At 60.5% G+C, this 19,747-nt stretch carries 26 protein-coding genes, 1 tRNA gene and 1 pseudogene; 26 read left to right on the forward strand and 2 right to left on the reverse strand.

Annotation, left to right across the window (positions count from 1 at the left end):
• The 16 genes and pseudogenes from Q0O05_RS04275 to tatC all read left to right on the forward strand — a co-directional run.
• A pseudogene (locus Q0O05_RS04275) lies at positions 1 to 399 on the forward strand (ABC transporter ATP-binding protein); the annotation flags it as partial.
• Entirely contained in the window at positions 396 to 1,151 is a 756-nt protein-coding gene (locus Q0O05_RS04280; RefSeq protein WP_293660657.1) for an ABC transporter permease, read from the forward strand. The pseudogene Q0O05_RS04275 and the gene Q0O05_RS04280, both read left to right, overlap by 4 nt.
• A 6-nt stretch (positions 1,152 to 1,157) precedes the next feature.
• Positions 1,158 to 1,400: a BolA family protein gene (locus tag Q0O05_RS04285; RefSeq protein ID WP_293660658.1), complete on the forward strand. Its 243-nt coding sequence runs from the start codon at positions 1,158 to 1,160 to the stop codon at positions 1,398 to 1,400.
• Positions 1,401 to 1,455: 55 nt separating this feature from the next.
• Positions 1,456 to 2,094 (forward strand): ATP phosphoribosyltransferase, encoded by a 639-nt coding sequence (gene hisG / locus Q0O05_RS04290; RefSeq protein WP_293660686.1) that lies wholly within the window; start codon positions 1,456 to 1,458, stop codon positions 2,092 to 2,094.
• Between the two features lie 16 nt (positions 2,095 to 2,110).
• Complete coding sequence (gene hisD, locus Q0O05_RS04295; RefSeq protein ID WP_293660659.1) at positions 2,111 to 3,451, forward strand: histidinol dehydrogenase; 1,341 nt, start codon at positions 2,111 to 2,113, stop codon at positions 3,449 to 3,451.
• Between the two features lie 47 nt (positions 3,452 to 3,498).
• Positions 3,499 to 4,677 carry a histidinol-phosphate transaminase gene (hisC, locus tag Q0O05_RS04300; RefSeq protein ID WP_293660660.1) on the forward strand — a complete coding sequence of 393 codons (1,179 nt, stop codon included), beginning with the start codon at positions 3,499 to 3,501 and terminating at the stop codon, positions 4,675 to 4,677.
• Positions 4,671 to 5,315, forward strand: a complete 645-nt coding sequence (gene hisB / locus Q0O05_RS04305; protein WP_293660661.1) for an imidazoleglycerol-phosphate dehydratase HisB — start codon at positions 4,671 to 4,673, stop codon at positions 5,313 to 5,315. The genes hisC and hisB overlap by 7 nt, the downstream gene beginning before the upstream one ends.
• Positions 5,315 to 5,965 carry an imidazole glycerol phosphate synthase subunit HisH gene (hisH, locus tag Q0O05_RS04310; RefSeq protein ID WP_293660662.1) on the forward strand — a complete coding sequence of 217 codons (651 nt, stop codon included), beginning with the start codon at positions 5,315 to 5,317 and terminating at the stop codon, positions 5,963 to 5,965. The genes hisB and hisH overlap by 1 nt, the downstream gene beginning before the upstream one ends.
• 70 nt (positions 5,966 to 6,035) lie before the next feature.
• Positions 6,036 to 6,776 (forward strand): 1-(5-phosphoribosyl)-5-[(5-phosphoribosylamino)methylideneamino]imidazole-4-carboxamide isomerase, encoded by a 741-nt coding sequence (gene hisA / locus Q0O05_RS04315; RefSeq protein WP_293660663.1) that lies wholly within the window; start codon positions 6,036 to 6,038, stop codon positions 6,774 to 6,776.
• A 90-nt stretch (positions 6,777 to 6,866) separates the two neighbouring features.
• A complete protein-coding gene (gene hisF, locus Q0O05_RS04320; RefSeq protein WP_293660664.1) occupies positions 6,867 to 7,646 on the forward strand; it encodes an imidazole glycerol phosphate synthase subunit HisF in 780 nt (259 codons plus the stop codon).
• A gap of 59 nt (positions 7,647 to 7,705) precedes the next feature.
• Positions 7,706 to 8,131, forward strand: coding sequence for a phosphoribosyl-AMP cyclohydrolase (gene hisI, locus Q0O05_RS04325; protein WP_293660665.1), 426 nt, complete (start codon positions 7,706 to 7,708; stop codon positions 8,129 to 8,131).
• Positions 8,132 to 8,139: 8 nt separating this feature from the next.
• A complete protein-coding gene (locus Q0O05_RS04330; RefSeq protein WP_293660687.1) occupies positions 8,140 to 8,526 on the forward strand; it encodes a phosphoribosyl-ATP diphosphatase in 387 nt (128 codons plus the stop codon).
• 46 nt (positions 8,527 to 8,572) lie between these two features.
• Entirely contained in the window at positions 8,573 to 8,968 is a 396-nt protein-coding gene (locus Q0O05_RS04335; protein WP_293660666.1) for a histidine triad nucleotide-binding protein, read from the forward strand.
• Positions 8,969 to 9,017: 49 nt separating this feature from the next.
• The gene (gene tatA, locus Q0O05_RS04340; RefSeq protein WP_293660667.1) at positions 9,018 to 9,260 is read left to right on the forward strand and encodes a Sec-independent protein translocase subunit TatA; all 243 of its coding nucleotides are present in this window, start codon (positions 9,018 to 9,020) and stop codon (positions 9,258 to 9,260) included.
• A gap of 11 nt (positions 9,261 to 9,271) precedes the next feature.
• Positions 9,272 to 9,715 (forward strand): Sec-independent protein translocase protein TatB, encoded by a 444-nt coding sequence (gene tatB, locus Q0O05_RS04345; RefSeq protein ID WP_293660668.1) that lies wholly within the window; start codon positions 9,272 to 9,274, stop codon positions 9,713 to 9,715.
• A gap of 21 nt (positions 9,716 to 9,736) precedes the next feature.
• On the forward strand, positions 9,737 to 10,522 hold the full coding sequence (gene tatC / locus Q0O05_RS04350; RefSeq protein ID WP_293660669.1) for a twin-arginine translocase subunit TatC: 786 nt from the start codon (positions 9,737 to 9,739) through the stop codon (positions 10,520 to 10,522).
• 1 nt (position 10,523) lies between these two features.
• On the opposite strand, the gene Q0O05_RS04355 is transcribed toward tatC, so the two are convergent.
• Positions 10,524 to 11,663 (reverse strand): trypsin-like peptidase domain-containing protein, encoded by a 1,140-nt coding sequence (locus Q0O05_RS04355; protein ID WP_293660670.1) that lies wholly within the window; start codon positions 11,661 to 11,663, stop codon positions 10,524 to 10,526.
• Between the two features lie 118 nt (positions 11,664 to 11,781).
• Here Q0O05_RS04355 and Q0O05_RS04360 point away from each other — a divergent pair, with 118 nt between their 5' ends.
• The 9 genes from Q0O05_RS04360 to Q0O05_RS04400 all read left to right on the forward strand — a co-directional run bounded on the left by Q0O05_RS04360 (position 11,782) and on the right by Q0O05_RS04400 (position 18,403).
• Complete coding sequence (locus tag Q0O05_RS04360) at positions 11,782 to 12,171, forward strand: hypothetical protein (RefSeq protein WP_293660671.1); 390 nt, start codon at positions 11,782 to 11,784, stop codon at positions 12,169 to 12,171.
• A complete protein-coding gene (locus tag Q0O05_RS04365) occupies positions 12,168 to 12,923 on the forward strand; it encodes a Nif3-like dinuclear metal center hexameric protein (protein WP_293660672.1) in 756 nt (251 codons plus the stop codon). Before Q0O05_RS04360 ends, Q0O05_RS04365 begins: the two co-directional genes overlap by 4 nt.
• Positions 12,924 to 13,012: 89 nt before the next feature.
• A complete protein-coding gene (gene pdxA / locus Q0O05_RS04370; RefSeq protein WP_293660688.1) occupies positions 13,013 to 14,032 on the forward strand; it encodes a 4-hydroxythreonine-4-phosphate dehydrogenase PdxA in 1,020 nt (339 codons plus the stop codon).
• Between the two features lie 218 nt (positions 14,033 to 14,250).
• Entirely contained in the window at positions 14,251 to 14,865 is a 615-nt protein-coding gene (gene petA / locus Q0O05_RS04375) for a ubiquinol-cytochrome c reductase iron-sulfur subunit (RefSeq protein ID WP_293660673.1), read from the forward strand.
• A 10-nt stretch (positions 14,866 to 14,875) separates the two neighbouring features.
• Positions 14,876 to 16,291, forward strand: a complete 1,416-nt coding sequence (locus Q0O05_RS04380; RefSeq protein WP_293660674.1) for a cytochrome bc complex cytochrome b subunit — start codon at positions 14,876 to 14,878, stop codon at positions 16,289 to 16,291.
• Positions 16,292 to 16,309: 18 nt separating this feature from the next.
• A complete protein-coding gene (locus Q0O05_RS04385) occupies positions 16,310 to 17,065 on the forward strand; it encodes a cytochrome c1 (RefSeq protein WP_293660675.1) in 756 nt (251 codons plus the stop codon).
• Positions 17,066 to 17,166: 101 nt separating this feature from the next.
• On the forward strand, positions 17,167 to 17,778 hold the full coding sequence (locus Q0O05_RS04390; RefSeq protein ID WP_293660676.1) for a glutathione S-transferase N-terminal domain-containing protein: 612 nt from the start codon (positions 17,167 to 17,169) through the stop codon (positions 17,776 to 17,778).
• Between the two features lie 15 nt (positions 17,779 to 17,793).
• Positions 17,794 to 18,279: a ClpXP protease specificity-enhancing factor gene (locus Q0O05_RS04395; protein ID WP_293660677.1), complete on the forward strand. Its 486-nt coding sequence runs from the start codon at positions 17,794 to 17,796 to the stop codon at positions 18,277 to 18,279.
• A 48-nt stretch (positions 18,280 to 18,327) separates the two neighbouring features.
• A tRNA-Thr gene (locus Q0O05_RS04400) sits at positions 18,328 to 18,403 on the forward strand.
• Positions 18,404 to 18,422: 19 nt separating this feature from the next.
• Here Q0O05_RS04400 and Q0O05_RS04405 read toward each other — a convergent pair.
• Positions 18,423 to 18,737: a hypothetical protein gene (locus Q0O05_RS04405; RefSeq protein ID WP_293660678.1), complete on the reverse strand. Its 315-nt coding sequence runs from the start codon at positions 18,735 to 18,737 to the stop codon at positions 18,423 to 18,425.
• 30 nt (positions 18,738 to 18,767) lie between these two features.
• Here Q0O05_RS04405 and Q0O05_RS04410 point away from each other — a divergent pair, with 30 nt between their 5' ends.
• Positions 18,768 to 19,724: a M23 family metallopeptidase gene (locus Q0O05_RS04410; protein WP_293660679.1), complete on the forward strand. Its 957-nt coding sequence runs from the start codon at positions 18,768 to 18,770 to the stop codon at positions 19,722 to 19,724.
• The last annotated feature ends 23 nt before the right edge of the window (positions 19,725 to 19,747 follow it).

The raw sequence follows: 19,747 nt of genomic DNA on the forward strand, positions 1-19,747 counted from the left end.
CAGACCCTGTGGCAGTTCGTGGCCAAGCTGAACCAGCAAGGCAGTACCGTGCTGCTGACCACCCACTACCTCGAAGAGGCCGAGGCCTTGTGCGGGCGCATTGCCATGCTCAAGACCGGTCGTATCGTGGCCCTGGACAAAACCAGCGCCTTGCTCAAGGCGGCCAGCAGCAACGTCCTGCGTTTCAAGGCCGAAGGCGTGCTGCCCCCCGCGCTGGCTGCGCGCGCGCGCATCACCGGCCGCGTGGTGCAGTTGCCGGCCCACAATGCGCTGGAGATTGAGAACTATCTCGCTGCGGTGCGCGAGGCTGGTGTGGCGGTGGAGGATGTAGAAATCCGCAAAGCGGATCTCGAGGACGTCTTCCTCGACGTGATGCGCCAACACGGGGTTCAGGCATGAACGGCTGGCAAACCCTGCTTTACAAAGAAACGCTGCGCTTCTGGAAAGTGGCTGCGCAAACCATTGCCGGCCCGGTGCTGACTGCGATGCTGTACCTTTTGATTTTCGGCCACGCGCTGGAGAGCCATGTGAAGGTGTACGAGCAGGTCAGCTACACCGCCTTTCTGGTTCCCGGGCTGGCCATGATGAGCTTGCTGCAAAACGCATTTGCCAACAGTTCGTCTTCGCTCATCATGAGCAAGGTCATGGGCAACCTGATTTTCCTGCTGCTCACGCCGCTCTCGTACATGCACTGGTTTGTGGCCTACGTCGGGGCGGCGGTGATTCGCGGGCTGGTGGTGGCATTGGGGGTGTTTGTGGTGGCGGCGTTTTTTGCGCCCATGCACTACGCCTGGCCGCTGTGGATCGTGGTGTTTGCGGTGCTGGGCGCCACACTGATGGGCGCCATGGGGCTGATTGCTGGCCTGTGGGCTGAAAAGTTCGACCAGCTCGCCGCATTTCAGAATTTTGTGGTCATGCCGATGACCTTTTTGAGCGGTGTTTTTTACTCCATCCACTCCCTGCCGCCCTTCTGGCAAGGGGTGAGCCACCTCAACCCGTTTTTCTACATGATCGACGGCTTCCGCTACGGTTTCTTTGGTGTCAGTGACGTATCGCCCTGGCTCAGCCTGTCGGTGGTCGGTGTCGCGACATTGGCGGTGAGCCTGATAGCGCTGCACTTGCTACGCAGCGGTTACAAAATCCGCAGTTAATCGTTTATGACCGCAGAACAACTCCAATCTCTCATTGCCGCAGGCCTTGACTGCGCCCACTGCGCCCTAGAGGGCGACGGCCGCCACTGGTACGCCACCATCGTCTCGCCCGCGTTTGAGGGCAAGCGCCTCATCCAGCGCCACCAGATGGTGTATGCGACGCTGGACAGCCGCATGCACACCGACGAAGTGCACGCGCTGTCCATGAAAACCTACACGCCCGCCGAGTGGGCGGCACAGCCCGACTGAGGCGCACCCCGCCTTTCAACAAGAGCCCAACCACGAGCCCGCCATGAGCGCAGAGATGATCACCCTGGCCCTGTCCAAAGGCCGCATTTTTGAAGAAACCTTGCCCCTGCTCAAGGCTGCCGGCATCGAGGTGCTGGACGATCCTGAGAAATCACGCAAGCTGATTTTGGAGACCAACCATCCCCATGTGCGGGTGCTGGTGGTGCGCGCCACCGATGTGCCCACCTACGTGCAGTACGGCGGGGCCGACATCGGCATCACCGGCAAAGACACCCTGCTCGAACACGGCAGCCAGGGGCTCTACCAGCCGCTGGACCTGCGAATTGCCAAGTGCCGCATCAGCGTGGCCGTGCGCTCGGACTTTGACTACACGTCCGCCGTGCGGCAGGGCTCGCGCCTCAAGGTCGCGACCAAGTACGTAGCGATTGCCCGCGAGTTTTTTGCCAGCAAGGGCGTTCATGTGGACCTGATCAAGCTCTACGGCAGCATGGAGCTGGCGCCGCTGGTGGGGCTGGCAGACGCGATTGTCGATTTGGTGTCTACCGGCAACACCCTGAAGGCCAACCACCTGGTCGAGGTGGAGCGCATCATGGACATCAGCTCCCGTCTGGTGGTCAATCAGGCCGCGCTCAAGCTCAAGCAGGAGCCCATCCGCCGCATCATCGACGCCTTTGCCGGTGCGGTGAGCGCTTGAGTGGGTTGAAAATGCTATGACTTTTGTAGCTGCTCCCGCCCATCTATCAAGCGCTAGCGCCAGTTTCGAGGCTGATTTCAAGGCCCGCCTGCATTGGTCTGCCGATACCGACGCCGCCATCGAGCAACGCGTGGCTGAGATTCTGTCTGATGTGCGTCTGCGCGGTGACGCGGCGGTTCTGGAGTACACCGCGCGTTTTGACGGCCTGAACGCTCCCAGCGTGCAGGCGCTTGAGCTGACCCAGGCTGAGCTCAAAGTCGCCTTTGAGAGTATTCCCGCCCCGCAGCGCCACGCGCTGGAAGCCGCCACCCGCCGCGTGCGCAGCTACCACGAGGCACAAAAAAGGGCCTCCGGCGAGAGCTGGAGCTACCGCGACGAAGACGGCACCCTGCTGGGCCAGAAGGTCACGCCGCTGGACCGCGTGGGCATCTATGTGCCGGGCGGTAAGGCAGCGTATCCGTCTTCTGTGTTGATGAACGCCATCCCCGCCCACGTGGCCGGGGTGCCGGAAATCATCATGGTCGTGCCCACGCCGGCGCGCTCGGGGCCGGCTGGTGCGGTGGTGGAAAAGAACGCATTGGTGTTGGCAGCGGCTTATGTGGCCGGTGTAACCCGGGCCTTCACCATCGGCGGCGCCCAGGCGGTTGCCGCTTTGGCTTATGGCACGCAAACCATTCCCGCCGTCCACAAAATCACCGGCCCGGGCAACGCCTATGTGGCCGCAGCCAAGCGCCGGGTGTTCGGCACGGTGGGCATCGACATGATTGCCGGTCCCAGCGAGATTCTGGTGCTCGCCGATGGCAGCACGCCGCCCGACTGGGTGGCCATGGACCTTTTTTCTCAGGCCGAGCACGACGAGCTGGCGCAAAGCATCCTGCTTTGCCCCGATTTGGACTACATCGCCCAGGTGCAGCAAAGCATCAACCGCCTGCTGCCCGAGATGCCGCGCGCCGACATCATTGCCAAGAGCCTCACCGGCCGCGGCGCGCTGATCCACACCCGCAGCATGGAAGAGGCCTGCGAGATCAGCAACCGGATTGCCCCCGAACACCTGGAGGTGAGCAGCAACGACCCGCACCGCTGGGAGCCCTTGCTGCGCCACGCCGGAGCTATCTTTTTGGGCGCCTACACCTCCGAGAGCCTGGGCGACTACTGCGCCGGCCCCAACCACGTGCTGCCGACCAGCGGCACCGCGCGGTTCAGTAGCCCGCTGGGGGTGTACGACTTCCAAAAACGCAGCAGCCTGATCGAGGTGAGCGAGCAGGGCGCCCAAACACTGGGGCAGATTGCCTCGGTGCTGGCCCACGGCGAAGGCCTGCAGGCCCATGCGCGCGCCGCCGAAATGCGATTGGAGTAGGCCCGCTCCCGCCCCAGCCTCTGTCCTGATTCTTGAAATCTCCTTGCATGACCACGCCCACGGACCCCTCTTCCACTGCCGCCACCCAGGCGCTCATCGCCCGCCGCATCCGGCAGGATGTGCAGGACATGCACGCCTACGCGGTGCAGGACGCCTCCGGCATGGTCAAGCTCGACGCCATGGAGAACCCGTTTTCGCTGCCGTCCGCTTTGCAGGAGGCATTGGGAAAGCGCCTGGGAGCGCTGGCGCTTCACCGCTACCCAGACGCCCGGGTGAACGACCTGCGCGCTGCTTTGGCAGCTTTTGCTGGCATGCCGGCCAGGTACGACATCATGCTGGGCAATGGCTCCGACGAGCTGATTTCTCTGCTCTCGCTGGCTTGCAGCCGGCCCATGCAACCGGGTCAAGGTGGCGGGGGCCGTCCTGTGGTTCTGGCGCCGGTGCCGGGCTTTGTGATGTACGCGATGAGTGCGCAGCTGCAGGGGCTGGAATTTGTGGGTGTGCCGCTCACCGCCGACTTTGCCCTGGATGTGCCAGCCATGGTGCAGGCGATTGCGCAGCGGCAACCGGCCATCGTGTACCTGGCCTACCCCAACAACCCCACCGCCAATCTATGGGATGCCGGCGACATGGCCACCGTGATTGCTGCGGCGCAGCAGGCCGACAGCATCGTGGCGGTGGACGAGGCCTACCAGCCGTTTTCCAGCCGCACCTACCTGGACGTGATTCGCGCTCGGCCCGCCGAACATACCCATGTGCTGCTGCTGCGCACCCTGAGCAAGTTCGGTCTGGCCGGCGTGCGCCTGGGCTACATGGTCGGCCCCGCCGCGCTGGTTGCGCAGATTGACAAAGTGCGTCCGCCCTACAACATCAGCGTGCTCAACTACGAGTGCGCTTTGTTTGCGCTCGAGTATCAAGACACTTTTGCGGCTCAGGCCGAGGAAATATGCGCGCAGCGCGCTATTCTTTTGGAAGCATTGCGCGCTATGCCCGGTGTACTGGCCTGGGACAGCGACGCCAACATGGTGCTGATGCGCTGCCCGGCCGCGGCGGGCGGCAGCATCGATGCGGCGCAGCAGTGTTTCGACGCCCTGAAGGCGCGCGGCGTGCTGGTCAAGAACGTTTCTAAAATGCATCCATTGCTCGCCGGCTGCTTGCGCTTGACGGTCGGCACCGCCGCCGAGAACGCCCGACTCATTCGGGCCTTGCAGGAAATACTATGCTGACCCCGACACCTTCTACCGTCTCTTCCGCCACACCCGCCGAACCGGCCGCGGCCCGCATTTCCGAGGTGACCCGCAAAACTGCGGAAACCAACATCCGCGTGCGCGTCAACCTGGACGGCACCGGCCAGAGCCGCCTGGCCACCGGTATCGGATTCTTTGACCACATGCTCGACCAGATCGCCCGCCACGGGCTGATGGACCTCGACATCGAGGCACAAGGTGACCTGCACATCGACGGACACCACACCGTCGAAGACGTAGGCATCACTCTCGGCCAGGCGGTGGCCAAAGCGGTGGGCGATAAAAAGGGCCTGCGCCGTTACGGTCACGCCTATGTGCCGCTCGACGAAGCGCTCAGCCGCGTGGTGATTGATTTCTCGGGCCGCCCGGGGCTGGAGATGAACGTGCCCTTCAAGAGCGGGATGATCGGCGCCTTTGATACGCAGCTCACCCACGAGTTCTTTCAGGGCTTTGTGAACCACGCGTTGGTCACGCTGCATATTGACAACCTCAAGGGCGAGAACGCCCACCACCAGGCGGAAACGGTGTTCAAGGCTTTTGCCCGCGCGATGCGCGCCGCGCTGGAGCTCGATCCGCGTGCCTTAGGAACCATCCCCTCGACCAAGGGCTCGCTCTGATGAAACGGCTGGCCGTTGTTGATTACGGCATGGGGAATTTGCGGTCTGTCACCCAGGCGGTGATGCATGTGGCCCGGGGCAGCGGCATCGACGTTGTCTGGGCCCGCACGCCGCAAGAGGTGATGGACGCCGAGCGGGTGGTGCTGCCGGGTCAGGGCGGCATGCGCGACTGCATGCGCGAGCTGCACGATTCGGGCATGTTCGACGCCGTCATGCACGCCGCGGCCCACAAGCCGCTCATGGGCGTGTGTGTGGGCATGCAGATGCTGCTCGACCACTCGGAGGAGCTGGACACGCCCTGTTTGGGCCTGATCCCCGGGCAAGTCGTCAAATTTGACCTCGCCGGACGCAACCAGGCCGATGGCAGCCGTTACAAAGTTCCGCAAATGGGCTGGAACCGTGTCCGCCAAACCGGTGCCGTTCCGCACCCCGTTTGGGACGACGTGCCCGACGGAAGCTACTTCTACTTTGTCCATAGCTACTACGCCCGACCGTCAGATGCGCGCCACAGCGCGGGCGAGACTGAGTACGGCGCGAACTTTTCCAGTGCCATTGCGCGCGATAATATTTTCGCAACACAATTCCACCCTGAAAAAAGCGCCGAACACGGCTTGACCCTTTACCGTAACTTCCTGCACTGGAACCCCTGAACTTTTATCCTTGCCACACCTACTCATCTGGCAATGCGACTCTTCTCTCTGTCCCCAACCCTGAAGCACCATGCTTTTAATTCCTGCGATTGACCTCAAAGACGGCCACTGCGTTCGCCTCAAACAAGGCGATATGGACCAATCCACTACGTTTGGCGAGGACCCCGCGGTCATGGCCCGCAGCTGGGTGGACAAGGGCGCGCGGCGCCTGCATCTGGTCGATTTGAATGGCGCCTTTGCCGGTCACCCCAAGAACGAGCAGGCCATTCGCAAGATCCTCAAAGAGGTGGGTAGCGAGATTGATGTGCAGCTCGGCGGCGGCATCCGCGACCTCGACACTATCGAACGCTACCTCGATGCAGGCTTGCGCTACGTCATCATCGGCACCGCTGCCGTCAAAAACCCCGGCTTTTTGCAAGACGCCTGCACCGCCTTCGGCGGCCACATCATCGTCGGGCTGGACGCGCGCGACGGCAAAGTCGCTACCGACGGCTGGAGCAAACTCACCCGCCACGACGTGGTGGACCTGGGCAAGAAGTTCGAGGACTACGGTGTCGAGTCCATCATCTACACCGACATCGGCCGCGACGGCATGCTCTCCGGCCTCAACATCGACGCCACAGTCAAGCTCGCTCAGGCGCTGAAAATCCCGGTTGTGGCCTCCGGCGGCCTATCCGGCATGGCCGACATTGAGGCCCTGTGCGCGGTAGAAGACGAGGGCGTGGAAGGCGTGATCTGCGGCCGTGCCATATATAGCGGCGACCTCGACTTTGAAAAAGCACAGCAGCGCGCGGACGAGCTGAACGGATGAGCAAGCTTTGCCGTCGGGTCGTCCCCAGGCAAAACACGGCCCTCTCGGCGGGCGGGCAGTTCCACGCAGTGGGCGACCTTGGGGCCCGCAATGCTGGCTAAGCGCATCATCCCCTGCCTGGATGTGACCGGCGGGCGCGTTGTCAAAGGCGTGAACTTTCTCGAGCTGCGCGACGCTGGTGATCCGGTCGAGATTGCCGCCCGCTACAACGAGCAGGGCGCCGACGAGCTGACCTTTCTGGACATCACCGCCACCAGTGACGGGCGCGATCTGATTCTCCACATCATCGAGGCTGTGGCTTCGCAGGTATTTATTCCGCTCACAGTGGGTGGCGGGGTACGCACGGTGGACGATGTGCGCCGCCTGCTCAACGCGGGCGCCGACAAGACCAGCTTCAACTCCGCTGCTATAGCCAACCCGCAGGTAATTGAAGACGCCTCGCTCAAATACGGCGCGCAGTGTATTGTGGTGGCCATCGACGCCAAGAGGCGTTCTGTCGAAGACGCGCTGAGCCGCGGTCCCGGGTGGGATGTTTACAGCCACGGCGGACGCAAAAACACGGGTTTGGATGCAGTGGCCTGGGCCTCTGAGATGGCGCGCCGCGGCGCCGGCGAGATTTTGCTCACCAGCATGGACCGCGATGGCACCAAAAGCGGCTTCGACCTCGCGCTCACCCGCGCCGTAGCGGACGCGGTGAGCGTGCCGGTAATTGCCAGCGGCGGCGTGGGCAACCTCGACCATCTGGCCGACGGCGTACAGCAAGGCGGAGCCGATGCGGTGCTGGCGGCTAGCATCTTCCACTACGGCGAGTACACCGTAGGCCAGGCCAAGACGCGCATGGCAGAGCGGGGCATTCCGGTCAGAATTTAAGAATTTTCGGCTGCTAGTGCGCATGCCTATTGCGCGAGTAGCTTCCAAAAAGATAGCAAATGGACACCACCACCTCCCCAACTGCCAGCCCGCCCTCCGGTTGGCTCAAGCACATCCGCTGGGACAGCAAGGGCCTGGTGCCGGTGATTGCGCAGGAGCGGGGTACGGGTGACGTGCTGATGTTTGCCTGGATGAACCGCGAAGCCCTGCACAAAACCGTAGAACTGGGGCGCGCGGTGTATTTCAGCCGCTCCCGAGATAAGCTCTGGTACAAGGGCGAAGAATCGGGCCATGTGCAGGATGTTCATGAAATCCGCATGGACTGCGACAGTGATGTCATCCTCCTCCAAGTCACCCAGCGCGGGCACGAGCCCGGCATTGCCTGCCACACCGGCCGGCACAGCTGTTTTTACAGCGTGCTGAAAGACGGCGCCTGGCAGGAGGTGGACCCCGTGCTCAAAGACCCCGTAACTATTTACAAATGAACGCGCCCATCACCATGCAGGACACCTCCAGCTCGCAGGATTCCCTGGCCCGCCTGGCCGCAGTGATTGAAAGCCGCAAGCTTGCCAACGGCGGCGACCCCGAAGCCAGCTACGTGGCCCGCCTGCTGCATAAGGGCCCGGACGCCTTTTTGAAGAAGATTGGCGAAGAGGCCACCGAGGTGGTGCTGGCCGCCAAGGACGCCGACCATGGCGGCGACAAAGCCAAAATCGTTTATGAAATGGCAGACCTGTGGTTCCACAGCATGGTGGCGCTGTCGCACTACGGCCTCAGCCCTGCGGATGTGATTGCCGAGCTCGAGCGCCGGCTGGGCACCAGCGGGCTGGAAGAAAAAGCCTTGCGCAAGGCCGTGGCGCGGGATGCCGAACCCCGCTGAGCCGGACCCCTGTGCTCCGCCCCCTTCCACACCAGTGAACTTGTCGATGTCTCAACTCTCTGATACCTCCCACGATGCCAGCTCCGCCCACGATCCGGATTGCATTTTCTGCAAGATCGTGGCCAAGAAAATCCCGTCCAGGGCGGTCTATGAGGACGAGCTGGTGTACGCCTTCCACGACATCAATCCGTGGGCGCCGGTGCATTTTTTGCTGGTGCCCAAGGCACACATCGCGAGCCTGGCGCAGGTCGGTGCCGGGCATGCAGCACTGCTGGGGCATCTGATGGCCCTGGTGCCTCGCCTGGCTTTGCAGGAGGGCTGCAACCCGTATCCGGAAGGCGGTTATCGTGTGGTGACGAATACCGGTGCTGAAGGTGGACAGGAAGTTCACCACCTCCACTTTCATGTCATGGGCGGTCCCCGCCCCTGGCTGCGCGGCTGAGCGGCAGTCGGGCACAGTCTAGAATTCAATTTATCGTTAGGAGTACAACATGGGTTCATTTTCTATCTGGCACTGGTTGGTTGTTCTGTTGATCGTGGTCGTGGTCTTCGGCACCAAGAAGCTCAAAAACATCGGCTCCGATCTGGGTGGCGCGGTGAAGGGCTTTAAAGACGGCATGAAAGACGGCGGTAAAGACCCCGCAGCCGAGGACAAGCCCGAAGCCCCCGCGCAGCAAGTGGCCCATGCCACTGAAAAAGCCACGATCGACGTGGAAACCAAGCAAAAGTCCTGAGCTGACACTGCGTGATTGATCTCGGAATATCGAAGATAGCGCTCATCGGCGCGGTGGCGCTGGTCGTCATCGGACCGGAAAAACTGCCTCGCCTGGCCCGTACTGTGGGCGGCTGGATCGGCAAGGCGCAGCGCTATGTGGCAAATGCCAAGGCCGAGGTCAACCGCTCCATGGATCTGGAAGAGCTCAAAAAAATGCGTGAGACCGTGGAAGACGCGGCCCGCAATGTAGAAAGCTCCATCCAGACCTCTGCGGCCGACTTTGAAAAAACCTGGGAAGAGGTGAGCACCGCACCGCTGGAGACGCCGCCCCTGGCCTACAAGCGCCCCAACAAGAACTGGCGCATCAAACAAGGCGCCATGCCGCAGTGGTACAAAGCCCGGAATGGTGTGCGAACGCGCGCCTTGTCCGGCGCCGCACGCGTGGCCCGATTCCGTCCACCCGGTGTGCGCTGAGCGGCACCTCATTTCCTTCCCATGTCCACTGAAAATCAACCGCAAGACGAGCTTGCCGGCACCGAGCAGCCTTTCGTCCAGCATTTGATGGAGTTGCGCGACCGTCTGGTCCGGGCGGCCATCGCGGTCGGTGTCGCGCTGGTGCTGCTCTCTCTCTACCCCGGCCCTGCCGGCTTGTACGACATTCTGGCGCAGCCCTTGGTGGCCTCGTTGCCGGCGGGCGGCAAGTTGATTGCCACTTCGGTCATCTCGCCGTTCCTGGTGCCGCTCAAGATCATGCTGATGACCGCATTCTTGCTGGCGCTGCCGGTGGTGCTGTGGCAGCTGTGGGCCTTTGTGGCACCGGGCCTCTACAGCCACGAGAAAAAGCTGGTGCTCCCCCTGGTGGTGTCAAGCACGCTGCTGTTCTTTGTGGGGGTGGCGTTTTGCTACTTTTTTGTGTTTGGGCAGGTGTTCAAGTTCATTCAAAGCTTTGCCCCCACCAGCATTGCCGCGACCCCCGACATTGAGTCCTATCTTGATTTTGTGCTATCCATGTTTCTGGCCTTCGGGCTGGCTTTTGAGGTTCCGATTGTGGTGATCGTGCTGGCCCGCATGGATATTGTCAGTATTGCCAAGCTCAAGGATTTTCGGAGCTACTTCATCGTGCTGGCTTTTGTGGTGGCTGCAGTCGTCACCCCGCCTGACGTGGTTTCGCAGCTCGCGCTGGCAATTCCCATGTGCGTGTTGTATGAGGTGGGCATCTGGGCTGCACAACTCTTCTTGAAGCACACCAAGGCGCCTGAGGACGGCCCGGCGTCCTCCTAGTTCAATTTTTCTGCGCTTTGGGTCTAGGTCGCACGCCGGGAACCAGTTTCAATTTGAGAGTGCTGGACCTTCGCTGCACGACGACGCCGGTTTCAATACCGGGCTTGAGCGAAGATACAGCCGCCAACAGCTGCGTGACATCGCTGACCGGCTTGCCGCCAATGCTCACCATCACATCCCCCGGCCGCACACCAGCCATAGCCGCCGGCCCGTTTTTCAACACGCCCGTGATGATCACGCCCTCTTTGATGCGCACATCAAAGGTTTCTGCCAGTTCCGCCGATAGGTCGTTGGGCTCCACCCCAATCCAACCGCGGGTCACCCGTCCGTCGCGCACGATGTCTTCCAGCACCTGCTTGGCTGTCGTCACCGGAATGGCAAAACCGATGCCCATGCTGCCGCCGGAGCGCGAATAAATAGCGGTATTGATTCCCAGAAGGCTTCCGTTCGCGTCCACCAGCGCCCCCCCGGAGTTGCCGGGGTTGATGGCAGCATCGGTCTGGATAAAGTTTTCAAAGGTATTGATGCCCAGCTGGTTGCGCCCCAGCGCGCTGACGATGCCGCTGGTCACCGTTTGCCCCACCCCAAAGGGGTTGCCAATGGCCAATACTTGGTCACCCACTTGCAGCGCATCGGAGTTACCTAGGATGATGATCGGCAACTTGTCCAGCTCCACCTTCAGCACAGCGAGGTCGCTGTCGGGGTCGGTGCCGATGACCTTGGCCACCGCCTTGCGTCCGTCATTCAGGATGACCTGAATCTCGTCGGCCTCTTCGATCACATGGTTGTTGGTCAGGATGTAGCCCTGCGGGCTGACAATCACGCCGCTGCCTAGTCCGCCTTGGGGTTCTTCGTTTTGGTCCCCATAGAAAAAGCGGAACCAGGGATCATTGGCATGCGGGCCCTTGGCGCTGACTTTGCTGGTGTTGATGCTGACTACCGCTGATGAGGCTTTTTGTGCCGCCATCCGCAGGCTGCCGGCGGGTGCCGCACCGCCGCTGACCGGCGACTCCAAGAGAGAAATTGCGGTGTAAGAACCCATGCCTGGCCCCAGCCACTGCGGTTTGAGCGTGGCCACGACAAAATAGGCAGCCAGCAGCACCGTGCAGGTTTGCGAAAACAGCAACCAAAGTTTTTTCATGGAATGTATTTGCAGATGGCGCGCATAGTGCGTGCGTATGGGGCAAATTGTAGGCTGCTAAGCTTTGGCAGCACTGCGCTCTTATGTCGTCTGCCGATCATCGAAACCTATATTTGTTTTGTCCAGCATCTCTCGCACCATCCATATCCATGTTGAGGCGCCCGCCAAGCCGGCGTGGGGAGCGGCATGCAACGGCTGTGGCGTGTGCTGCCTGGCGGAGCCATGCCCCGTGGGAATGCTGCTGAGTACGCGACGCCGTGGCGCTTGTGTGGCATTGGTGTGGGACAGCGCAGCGGCCCGTTACCGCTGCGGCGCCGTGACCCAGCCCGGGCGCGTGCTGGAGCTTGTTCTGCCGCAACGGGCGCGTTGGATACGGCGCCCCTTGAGTGCGCTCTTGCGGCGTGCCGCCCCCCGATGGATAGCCGCGGGCACCGGCTGCGACAGCACGCTGGAGGCACTCAGCGTCTCTGAGAAAATGGGATGCCTCCACCCCGACCTGTCCCCATGACCGACCGCGACACGCTTTTGCAGAATTTTTCGGCCCTCTTGCAGCCCGAGCGCTTCAAGGACTACTGCCACAACGGACTGCAAGTGGAAGGGCGTGCCGGCGTGGGGCATCTGGTGTCAGGCGTCACTGCCAGCGAAGCCCTCATCCGCGCCGCCATCGAGGCCGGTGCGGATGCGCTGCTGGTGCACCACGGTCTTTTCTGGCGGGGTTTCGACGGCCGCATTGCGGGCTGGATGCGCCAGCGCTTAGCCTTGCTGCTGGCGCACGACATCAGTCTCTTCGCATACCACCTGCCACTGGACGCGCACCCCACTTTAGGCAACAACGCGCAACTCGGCCAGTTGCTGGGGTTGAAAACCGAATCCACCTTTGGCGAACAGATGCTGGGCCATCTGGGCCGCCCGGTCACCTCTCCCTGGGAATCTGACCTGGCACTGGCCGGCCATATCGAAGCCCTGCTGGGCCGGCCGGTGACACTGGTGCCCGGCCACAGCGGGCCGGTTTACAACGTGGGCTGGTGCACGGGCGGGGCGCAAGGCTATTTTGAAGCGGCCATCGCCGCAGGTGCGCAGGTGTTCGTGACCGGCGAGATTTCTGAGCCACAGGCGCACTACGCCCGCGAATGCGGCGTCTCTTACATCGCCTGCGGCCACCACGCGTCCGAACGCTATGGTGCGCCGGCGGTGGCGGCCCATGTGGCCGCGGAGTGCGGCATTCGCCACACCTTCATCGATATTCCCAACCCCGCATGACATTCCCTGGCGTGAGCAGGACATTCCCTAGCGTGAGCAGGACATTCCCTAGCGTGAATAAGCCCACAAGCGAAACCGTGGCCATCACCATGGGTGATGCCGCGGGCATAGGCCCCGAAATCATCGCCCGCGCCTTCAGGCAGCAGCCAGAGATGTTGAAAAACTGCTTTGTGGCCGGCGATGTGGGCACCATGCGGCGTGCCGCTGCGCTGGTGGCGGGCGATGGGCCAGCCTTGCCGGTCCTGGTGCTCGACAGTCCGCAGGAAGCCTTAAAGGCGCCACCTCGCTGCATTCCGGTGCTGCAGGTGGGCGCGTCTCTGGGGCTGCAGGAATATGGGCGTGTCAGTGCACAGGCTGGCGAGTTTGCAGGGCGCTGCGTGGTGTGGGCCGCCGACGCTGCGTTGGCAGGTGATATTGCGGCTATGGTCACAGCGCCGCTGCACAAAGAGGCGCTCAGCGCCGCCGGCGCGCCCTATGACGCATTTCCGGGCCACACCGAAATCTTGCAATCCCGCGCCGCGCTGGCCTTAGGCCTCCCTGTGAATGGCGTGCCGGTGCGCATGATGTTGGCCAACGAAGCCCTTCGTACCGTGTTGCTGAGCATCCACCTGTCATTGCGCGAGGCTGTCGAGGCAGTCACCTTTGACAATATCCTTCAAACACTGCGGATCACCCGCACAGCGATGCGCGAGATACTGGGGCGGGAGCCTGTGATTGCGGTGGCCGGTTTGAATCCGCACGCGGGTGAGGGCGGTCTGTTCGGCCGCGAGGAAATAGAGCACATTGCCCCTGCCATTGCTGCGGCGCAACAGGAAGGCGGCCGCGTGCTGGGCCCATTTGCGCCAGACACGGTTTTCATGCGTGCCCGCAACACGCCCGACCACCCCGGCGAATTCGATGTCGTGGTTGCGATGTACCACGACCAAGGACTCATCCCAGTGAAATACCTTGGCGTTGAGGATGGCGTGAACATCACCCTCGGCCTGCCGTGGGTGCGCACCAGTCCTGACCACGGTACCGCCTTTGACATTGCGGGGCAGGGCGTGGCCAGCCCCGCAAGCCTGCTCGCCGCTATCAGGATGGCCAAGCGCTTGGTAAATTTGGCATAAAAAACGCACTTTCCCCTTGCTAGTATTGCGTTAGGTGCTATCGAAAGCATAGTATTTTTCAGGCTGAGTGAGGGCAGGTACTGCGGCAAAGGACATTACAAATCCTGCGGCGATTGGCCCGGGACCGCAGGCGGCCGATAAGTCCCTCGGTGAATACCCCTAATTCACTCAGCTACAATTCAAAGCTGGTCCACTAGCGATGTTCATTGAGGATTTTCATGAGTGAAACACTTGTCGACAGCAAAAAAATCGACTCCAGCAAACGCACATGGTTGATAGCATCAGGCTGCGTTGGTGCAGTCGGTGGTGTTGCAACTGCCATCCCCTTTGTCAGCACATTTCAACCCTCTGAGCGCGCTAAAGCTGCTGGAGCCGCAGTTGAAGTGGACATCGCCGACCTGAAGCCCGGTGAAAAGGTCACAGTCGAATGGCGCGGCAAGCCGGTGTGGGTGGTTCGCCGAACACCCGAGCAAGTAGCAGCTCTCGCCGGCAAGGATGCGGAGCTTGCCGACCCCAAGTCCGAGCGTAACCCCTCCGATTTAACGCCCGAATACGCCCGCAACGAAGCCCGTTCGATCAAGCCTGAATACTTTGTGGCAGTGGGCATCTGCTCCCACCTTGGTTGCTCGCCATCGGACAAATTTCAAACAGGCGCGCAACCTTCGCTGCCCGACAACTGGGCCGGCGGCTTCTTGTGCCCCTGCCACGGTTCCACTTTTGACATGGCCGGACGTGTGTTCAAGAACAAGCCCGCGCCTGACAATCTCGAAGTGCCGCCCCACATGTATCTGTCTGACAGCAAGCTGCTGATCGGCGAAGACAAGAAAGCCTGAGGACTAAAAAATGGCCCGCGAATTCAAGGAAATCTCCCCGAATGCCTCCACAGGCGAACAGGTGACCAATTGGTTTGAAAACCGGTTTCCCACCGCCTTCGATGCGTACCGGATCCATATGTCGGAGTACTACGCTCCTAAGAACTTCAACTTCTGGTACATCTTCGGCGCGCTCGCAACGCTGGTTCTGGTGATTCAGATCGTGACCGGTATTTTCTTGGTCATGCATTACAAGCCCGACGCAGCATTGGCCTTTGGCTCGGTGGAATACATCATGCGTGATGTCCCGTGGGGGTGGTTGATCCGGTACATGCATTCCACGGGGGCATCTGCCTTTTTCGTAGTGGTTTACCTACACATGTTCCGTGGCTTGATTTACGGCAGCTACCGCAAGCCCCGCGAGCTGGTCTGGATTTTCGGTTGCGCCATTTTCCTGTGCCTGATGGCGGAGGCCTTCATGGGCTACCTGCTGCCTTGGGGCCAGATGTCCTACTGGGGTGCGCAGGTGATCGTGAATCTGTTTGCCGCGGTTCCCCTGATTGGGCCTGACCTGGCTCTGCTGATTCGCGGTGATTTTGTGGTGGGCGACGCCACTTTGAACCGCTTCTTTGCCTTCCACGTCATTGCTGTTCCGCTGGTGCTGTTGGGCCTCGTGGCTGCGCACTTGCTGGCTTTGCACGATGTGGGCTCTAACAACCCCGATGGCGTTGAAATTAAGGCCCCCAACGCCCCCCGTGATGCGAAAGGCCATCCACTGGACGGTATTCCCTTTCACCCTTACTACACCGTGCACGACATTTTCATGGTCAGCGTGTTCTTGATGGTCTTCACCGCCATCATATTCTTCGCACCTGAATTCGGCGGCTACTTCCTCGAATACAACAACTTCATCCCTGCCGATCCATTGAAGACTCCCGCACACATTGCGCCCGTTTGGTACTTCACTCCCTTCTACTCCATGCTCCGCGCCATCACCAGTGAGATGATGTATGCCCTGATGGCCTGTGTCATCGGTGCTGCTGCGTTTGGTGTGCTCAAGGCCAAGTTGCCGGTTTTGTTCAAGGGTGCCATTGTGGGTGGTGCCGTCGCGGTGTGCGCTGCCATGCTGTCTATCGACGCCAAGTTCTGGGGCGTGGTGGTGATGGGTGGTGCTGTCGTCATCCTGTTTTTCTTGCCTTGGCTCGATAACAGCCCCGTCAAGTCCATCCGCTACCGCCCTGACTGGCACAAATACCTCTACGGTACTTTCGTTATCAACTTTGTTGTATTGGCTTACCTCGGTGTGCAGCCACCATCCGCCATCGGTGAGCGCGTGTCCCAAGTGGGTACCTTGTTTTACTTTGGCTTTTTCCTGCTGATGCCATGGTGGAGCACCGTGGGTCAAAGCAAGCCGGTGCCATCCCGTGTCACTTTTGCGGCCCACTGAGCGCCGGAGAAACGATTCATGAAAAAAATATTTCTGACATTCGCCCTGGCGCTGGGACTTGTGGGTGCCGCACACTCTGCCGGTGGCGGTATTGCGTGGGACAAAGCACCTAACAAAATCAATGACCTCGCTTCCCTCCAAAACGGAGCGAAGGTGTTCGTGAACTATTGCCTGAATTGCCACTCGGCAGCTTTCATGCGCTACAACCGGCTCCAGGATATCGGGCTGACCGATCAGCAAATCAAAGACAACTTGCTTTTCACTACCGAAAAAGTCGGCGAGACCATGAAGGCTGCCATCGATCCCCGTCAGGCTAAGGACTGGTTCGGCGCCAATCCGCCAGACTTGACCGTGATCGCCCGCTCTCGCGCGGGCGGCGGCGGCTCAGGTGCTGACTACCTCTACACCTACCTGCGCACTTACTACGCCGATGACACCAAAGCCACCGGCTGGAACAATCTGGCGTTCCCCAATGTGGGCATGCCACATGTGCTCTGGGAGCTTCAAGGCAAGCGTGTGCCCGTGTATGAAACGGTGCAAAGTCATGGCCATGATGCGCAAGTTTTCAAGGGCTGGCAGCAAGTGACTCCCGGCACCATGACGCCCGCACAGTACGACCAGACGATTGCAGACCTGGTCAATTACCTTCAGTGGATGGGTGAGCCTGCGCAAAATACTCGCGTGCGTGTAGGCGTGTGGGTGCTCCTATTCCTGTCTATCTTGACACTGTTCACATGGCGTTTGAATGTCGCGTTCTGGAAGGACGTGAGGTAATGCTTTCTGCTGCCAAGCCGCTTTGAGCGGGGGTGGCGATAAGTTCAGAGTGGGGCTGCTGACGCGTCCCACTCTTTTTCATTTATTAGGAGTCTCTCGCCATGATGGTGCTGTATTCAGGAACAACCTGCCCCTTTTCCCACCGTTGCCGTTTTGTCTTGTTCGAGAAGGGCATGGATTTTGAGATCCGTGATGTCGACCTCTACAACAAGCCCGAAGACATCAGCGTGATGAATCCGTACGGCCAGGTTCCTATTTTGGTCGAGCGAGATTTGATCTTGTACGAATCCAACATCATCAATGAATACATAGATGAACGGTTCCCGCACCCCCAATTGATGCCCGGAGATCCGGTGGACCGCGCGCGCGTGCGTCTGTTTCTGCTCAACTTTGAGAAGGAGCTCTTCGTGCACGTCAACACCTTGGAGGCGCGCGCGTCTAAAGGCAATGAGAAGACGCTTGAAAAGGCCCGCTCGCACATTCGTGACCGATTAACCCAGTTGGCACCCGTGTTCTTGAAGAACAAGTACATGCTGGGTGAAAACTTCTCAATGCTAGACGTCGCCATTGCGCCGCTGTTGTGGCGCCTGGATTACTACGGTATCGATCTCAGCAAAAACGCCGCGCCTTTGCTGAAGTACGCCGAGCGCATCTTTTCGCGCCCCGCCTACATTGAAGCACTGACTCCGTCCGAGAAAGTAATGCGTAAGTAATCGCGGCGGCAAGCTATGCGGGACACGCGGTCCATTCCGTCCACCAAGCCCTACCTCATTCGTGCGCTGTACGAGTGGTGTACGGACAATGGCTTCACGCCATTTATGGCGGTGCAGGTGGATGAGAGCGTGCGGGTCCCGGTGGAGTTCGTGAAAGATGGTGAGATCGTGCTGAACGTCAGTTTCGACGCCACCAGTGCTCTGCAGTTGGGTGACGAAGTCATTGAGTTCAAAGGCCGTTTTGGGGGAGTCGCCCGCGACATCCGGGTGCCGGTGAGCAGGGTCCTGGCCATTTACGCCCGCGAGAATGGGCAGGGCATGGCTTTTCCCGTAGCCTCGCCCACGATGTTGGCCAACCATCCTGTTCCCGCAGATCAAGCCAAACCATTGATGCTCGCAGCTGATTCGTTGGACGGCTCAACCAAGATCGATTCCGAGAGTGACCCGACGCTACCCGGAGGTCCCTCGGGCAAGCGCCCAGCGTTGACCAGAATTAAATGAGGACCTCAGGGGAAGGGCTGCAATCCCCTGAGGTAGAATCCAGCCCGTGCCGGTTTAGCTCAGTTGGTAGAGCAACCGCCTTGTAAGCGGTAGGTCGTCAGTTCGAATCCGACAATCGGCACCATTCTTTTCTCGCTGAGCCATCAGGCTGCCGGCGACGACATTTGAACCTTCAGCCGAATTGAAGTAACCTCCCACCCCTTGGAACGCAGATGCGCTTGGATGGCGGGAATCAGTTGGCGGAGTTTCGCCGCTACAGCGTTGTTTTCTAAGATGAGACACCATACGGGGCCTTCTATAGGGCCCGCTTGGATGCTATTTTGCAAACCTTTGGGGATCAGTACTCCAATGCTTCTGAGCCGCGCTTTAGATTCGTCGCTCAAGTCAGCAAGGCGGGCCAGCGTCGGGGACTCTCGGGCTGCCTGCAGGGCGGTCACTGATCGATGGTTTTTGGACATGTCTGCCAATTCAAATAGGGGATCTGTGAGATGCAGGTAATTATCACGGATGCATGGCTGGCCAGGAGCCGCGCCTTCCATCTGAGCGGAACCAAGCTGTTGCTGTCGCTTTTTGTGCTCTCGCTTGCATTGATGCTGTTCTCCGCCATCCTCTACCACTGGGTGTTCATGAAAGGTGCCCGCGAGGGCTGGCCTGTCATCGGATCGCTGGTGCGATTGGTCGTCAAGGACGAAGTCGCGCAGAGAGACCGCTATGTGAAGGAAAACATCGAGGTATTGGCCAGGCGCCTTGGCGAAATGCAAGCCAAGATGCTGCAGTTGGAGTCCCTCGGCGAGCGCGTGTCTGGCTTGGCGGGCATTAACCCCGCGGAAATTGCGATCAAGCCAGGCCGGGGTGGCTTGTTGATTTCGGGTCCCGATTTGACTTTTGACCAACTGGATTCGACCCTGCAGGCTTTGGATGCCGCAGCGAGTCAGCGCACTGATGTCATGACCGTCATCGAGACGCGGCTCTTCGAGCAGAAGATCAAGAAAATGATGGTGCCCACACAGGTTCCCGTGCCCGACGCCAATCTCGGCTCTACCTTCGGATGGCGGATCGATCCCTTTACCGGAAAAACTGCGCAGCACACCGGGCTGGACTTTCCCGCCATGCCGGGCACCCCGATTTACGCCGCGGCGGGCGGGGTAGTCGTGACGCAGGAGTTCCACTTTCAGTACGGCAACATCCTGGAAATTGATCACGGCAACAACCTGATCACCCGCTATGCGCACAATGCCAAAGTGCTGGTCAAAAAAGGCGACTTGATCAAGCGAGGCCAGAAAGTGGCCGAGGTTGGCAATACAGGTCGTTCTACCGGCCCCCACTTGCACTTTGAAGTGCTGGTTTACGGAGTTCCGCAGGATCCGCAGAAGTTCCTGGATGCGGGCAAGGCCCTGACGGCGACGCGCGCCGCGGGAACGAAAGCCGCACCAGCGCAACGCTAAAATGGCTTGCAAAGTTCCAGCGG

Origin of the sequence: Rhodoferax sp. OV413, assembly GCF_945881795.1 — a bacterium.
Lineage (GTDB): Bacteria > Pseudomonadota > Gammaproteobacteria > Burkholderiales > Burkholderiaceae_C > Allorhodoferax.

Bases quoted from the DNA above. Each gene is read 5' to 3' on its own strand.
- Q0O05_RS04280 (WP_293660657.1), top strand. From the start codon at position 396: ATGAACGGCTGGCAAACCCTGCTTTACAAAGAAACGCTGCGCTTCTGG.
- Q0O05_RS04285 (WP_293660658.1), top strand. From the start codon at position 1,158: ATGACCGCAGAACAACTCCAATCTCTCATTGCCGCAGGCCTTGACTGC.
- hisG (WP_293660686.1), top strand. From the start codon at position 1,456: ATGATCACCCTGGCCCTGTCCAAAGGCCGCATTTTTGAAGAAACCTTG.
- hisD (WP_293660659.1), top strand. From the start codon at position 2,111: ATGACTTTTGTAGCTGCTCCCGCCCATCTATCAAGCGCTAGCGCCAGT.
- hisC (WP_293660660.1), top strand. From the start codon at position 3,499: ATGACCACGCCCACGGACCCCTCTTCCACTGCCGCCACCCAGGCGCTC.
- hisB (WP_293660661.1), top strand. From the start codon at position 4,671: ATGCTGACCCCGACACCTTCTACCGTCTCTTCCGCCACACCCGCCGAA.
- hisH (WP_293660662.1), top strand. From the start codon at position 5,315: ATGAAACGGCTGGCCGTTGTTGATTACGGCATGGGGAATTTGCGGTCT.
- hisA (WP_293660663.1), top strand. From the start codon at position 6,036: ATGCTTTTAATTCCTGCGATTGACCTCAAAGACGGCCACTGCGTTCGC.
- hisF (WP_293660664.1), top strand. From the start codon at position 6,867: ATGCTGGCTAAGCGCATCATCCCCTGCCTGGATGTGACCGGCGGGCGC.
- hisI (WP_293660665.1), top strand. From the start codon at position 7,706: ATGGACACCACCACCTCCCCAACTGCCAGCCCGCCCTCCGGTTGGCTC.
- Q0O05_RS04335 (WP_293660666.1), top strand. From the start codon at position 8,573: ATGTCTCAACTCTCTGATACCTCCCACGATGCCAGCTCCGCCCACGAT.
- tatA (WP_293660667.1), top strand. From the start codon at position 9,018: ATGGGTTCATTTTCTATCTGGCACTGGTTGGTTGTTCTGTTGATCGTG.
- tatC (WP_293660669.1), top strand. From the start codon at position 9,737: ATGTCCACTGAAAATCAACCGCAAGACGAGCTTGCCGGCACCGAGCAG.
- Q0O05_RS04355 (WP_293660670.1), bottom strand. From the start codon at position 11,663: ATGAAAAAACTTTGGTTGCTGTTTTCGCAAACCTGCACGGTGCTGCTG.
- Q0O05_RS04365 (WP_293660672.1), top strand. From the start codon at position 12,168: ATGACCGACCGCGACACGCTTTTGCAGAATTTTTCGGCCCTCTTGCAG.
- pdxA (WP_293660688.1), top strand. From the start codon at position 13,013: ATGGGTGATGCCGCGGGCATAGGCCCCGAAATCATCGCCCGCGCCTTC.
- petA (WP_293660673.1), top strand. From the start codon at position 14,251: ATGAGTGAAACACTTGTCGACAGCAAAAAAATCGACTCCAGCAAACGC.
- Q0O05_RS04380 (WP_293660674.1), top strand. From the start codon at position 14,876: ATGGCCCGCGAATTCAAGGAAATCTCCCCGAATGCCTCCACAGGCGAA.
- Q0O05_RS04385 (WP_293660675.1), top strand. From the start codon at position 16,310: ATGAAAAAAATATTTCTGACATTCGCCCTGGCGCTGGGACTTGTGGGT.
- Q0O05_RS04390 (WP_293660676.1), top strand. From the start codon at position 17,167: ATGATGGTGCTGTATTCAGGAACAACCTGCCCCTTTTCCCACCGTTGC.
- Q0O05_RS04395 (WP_293660677.1), top strand. From the start codon at position 17,794: ATGCGGGACACGCGGTCCATTCCGTCCACCAAGCCCTACCTCATTCGT.
- Q0O05_RS04405 (WP_293660678.1), bottom strand. From the start codon at position 18,737: ATGTCCAAAAACCATCGATCAGTGACCGCCCTGCAGGCAGCCCGAGAG.
- Q0O05_RS04410 (WP_293660679.1), top strand. From the start codon at position 18,768: ATGCAGGTAATTATCACGGATGCATGGCTGGCCAGGAGCCGCGCCTTC.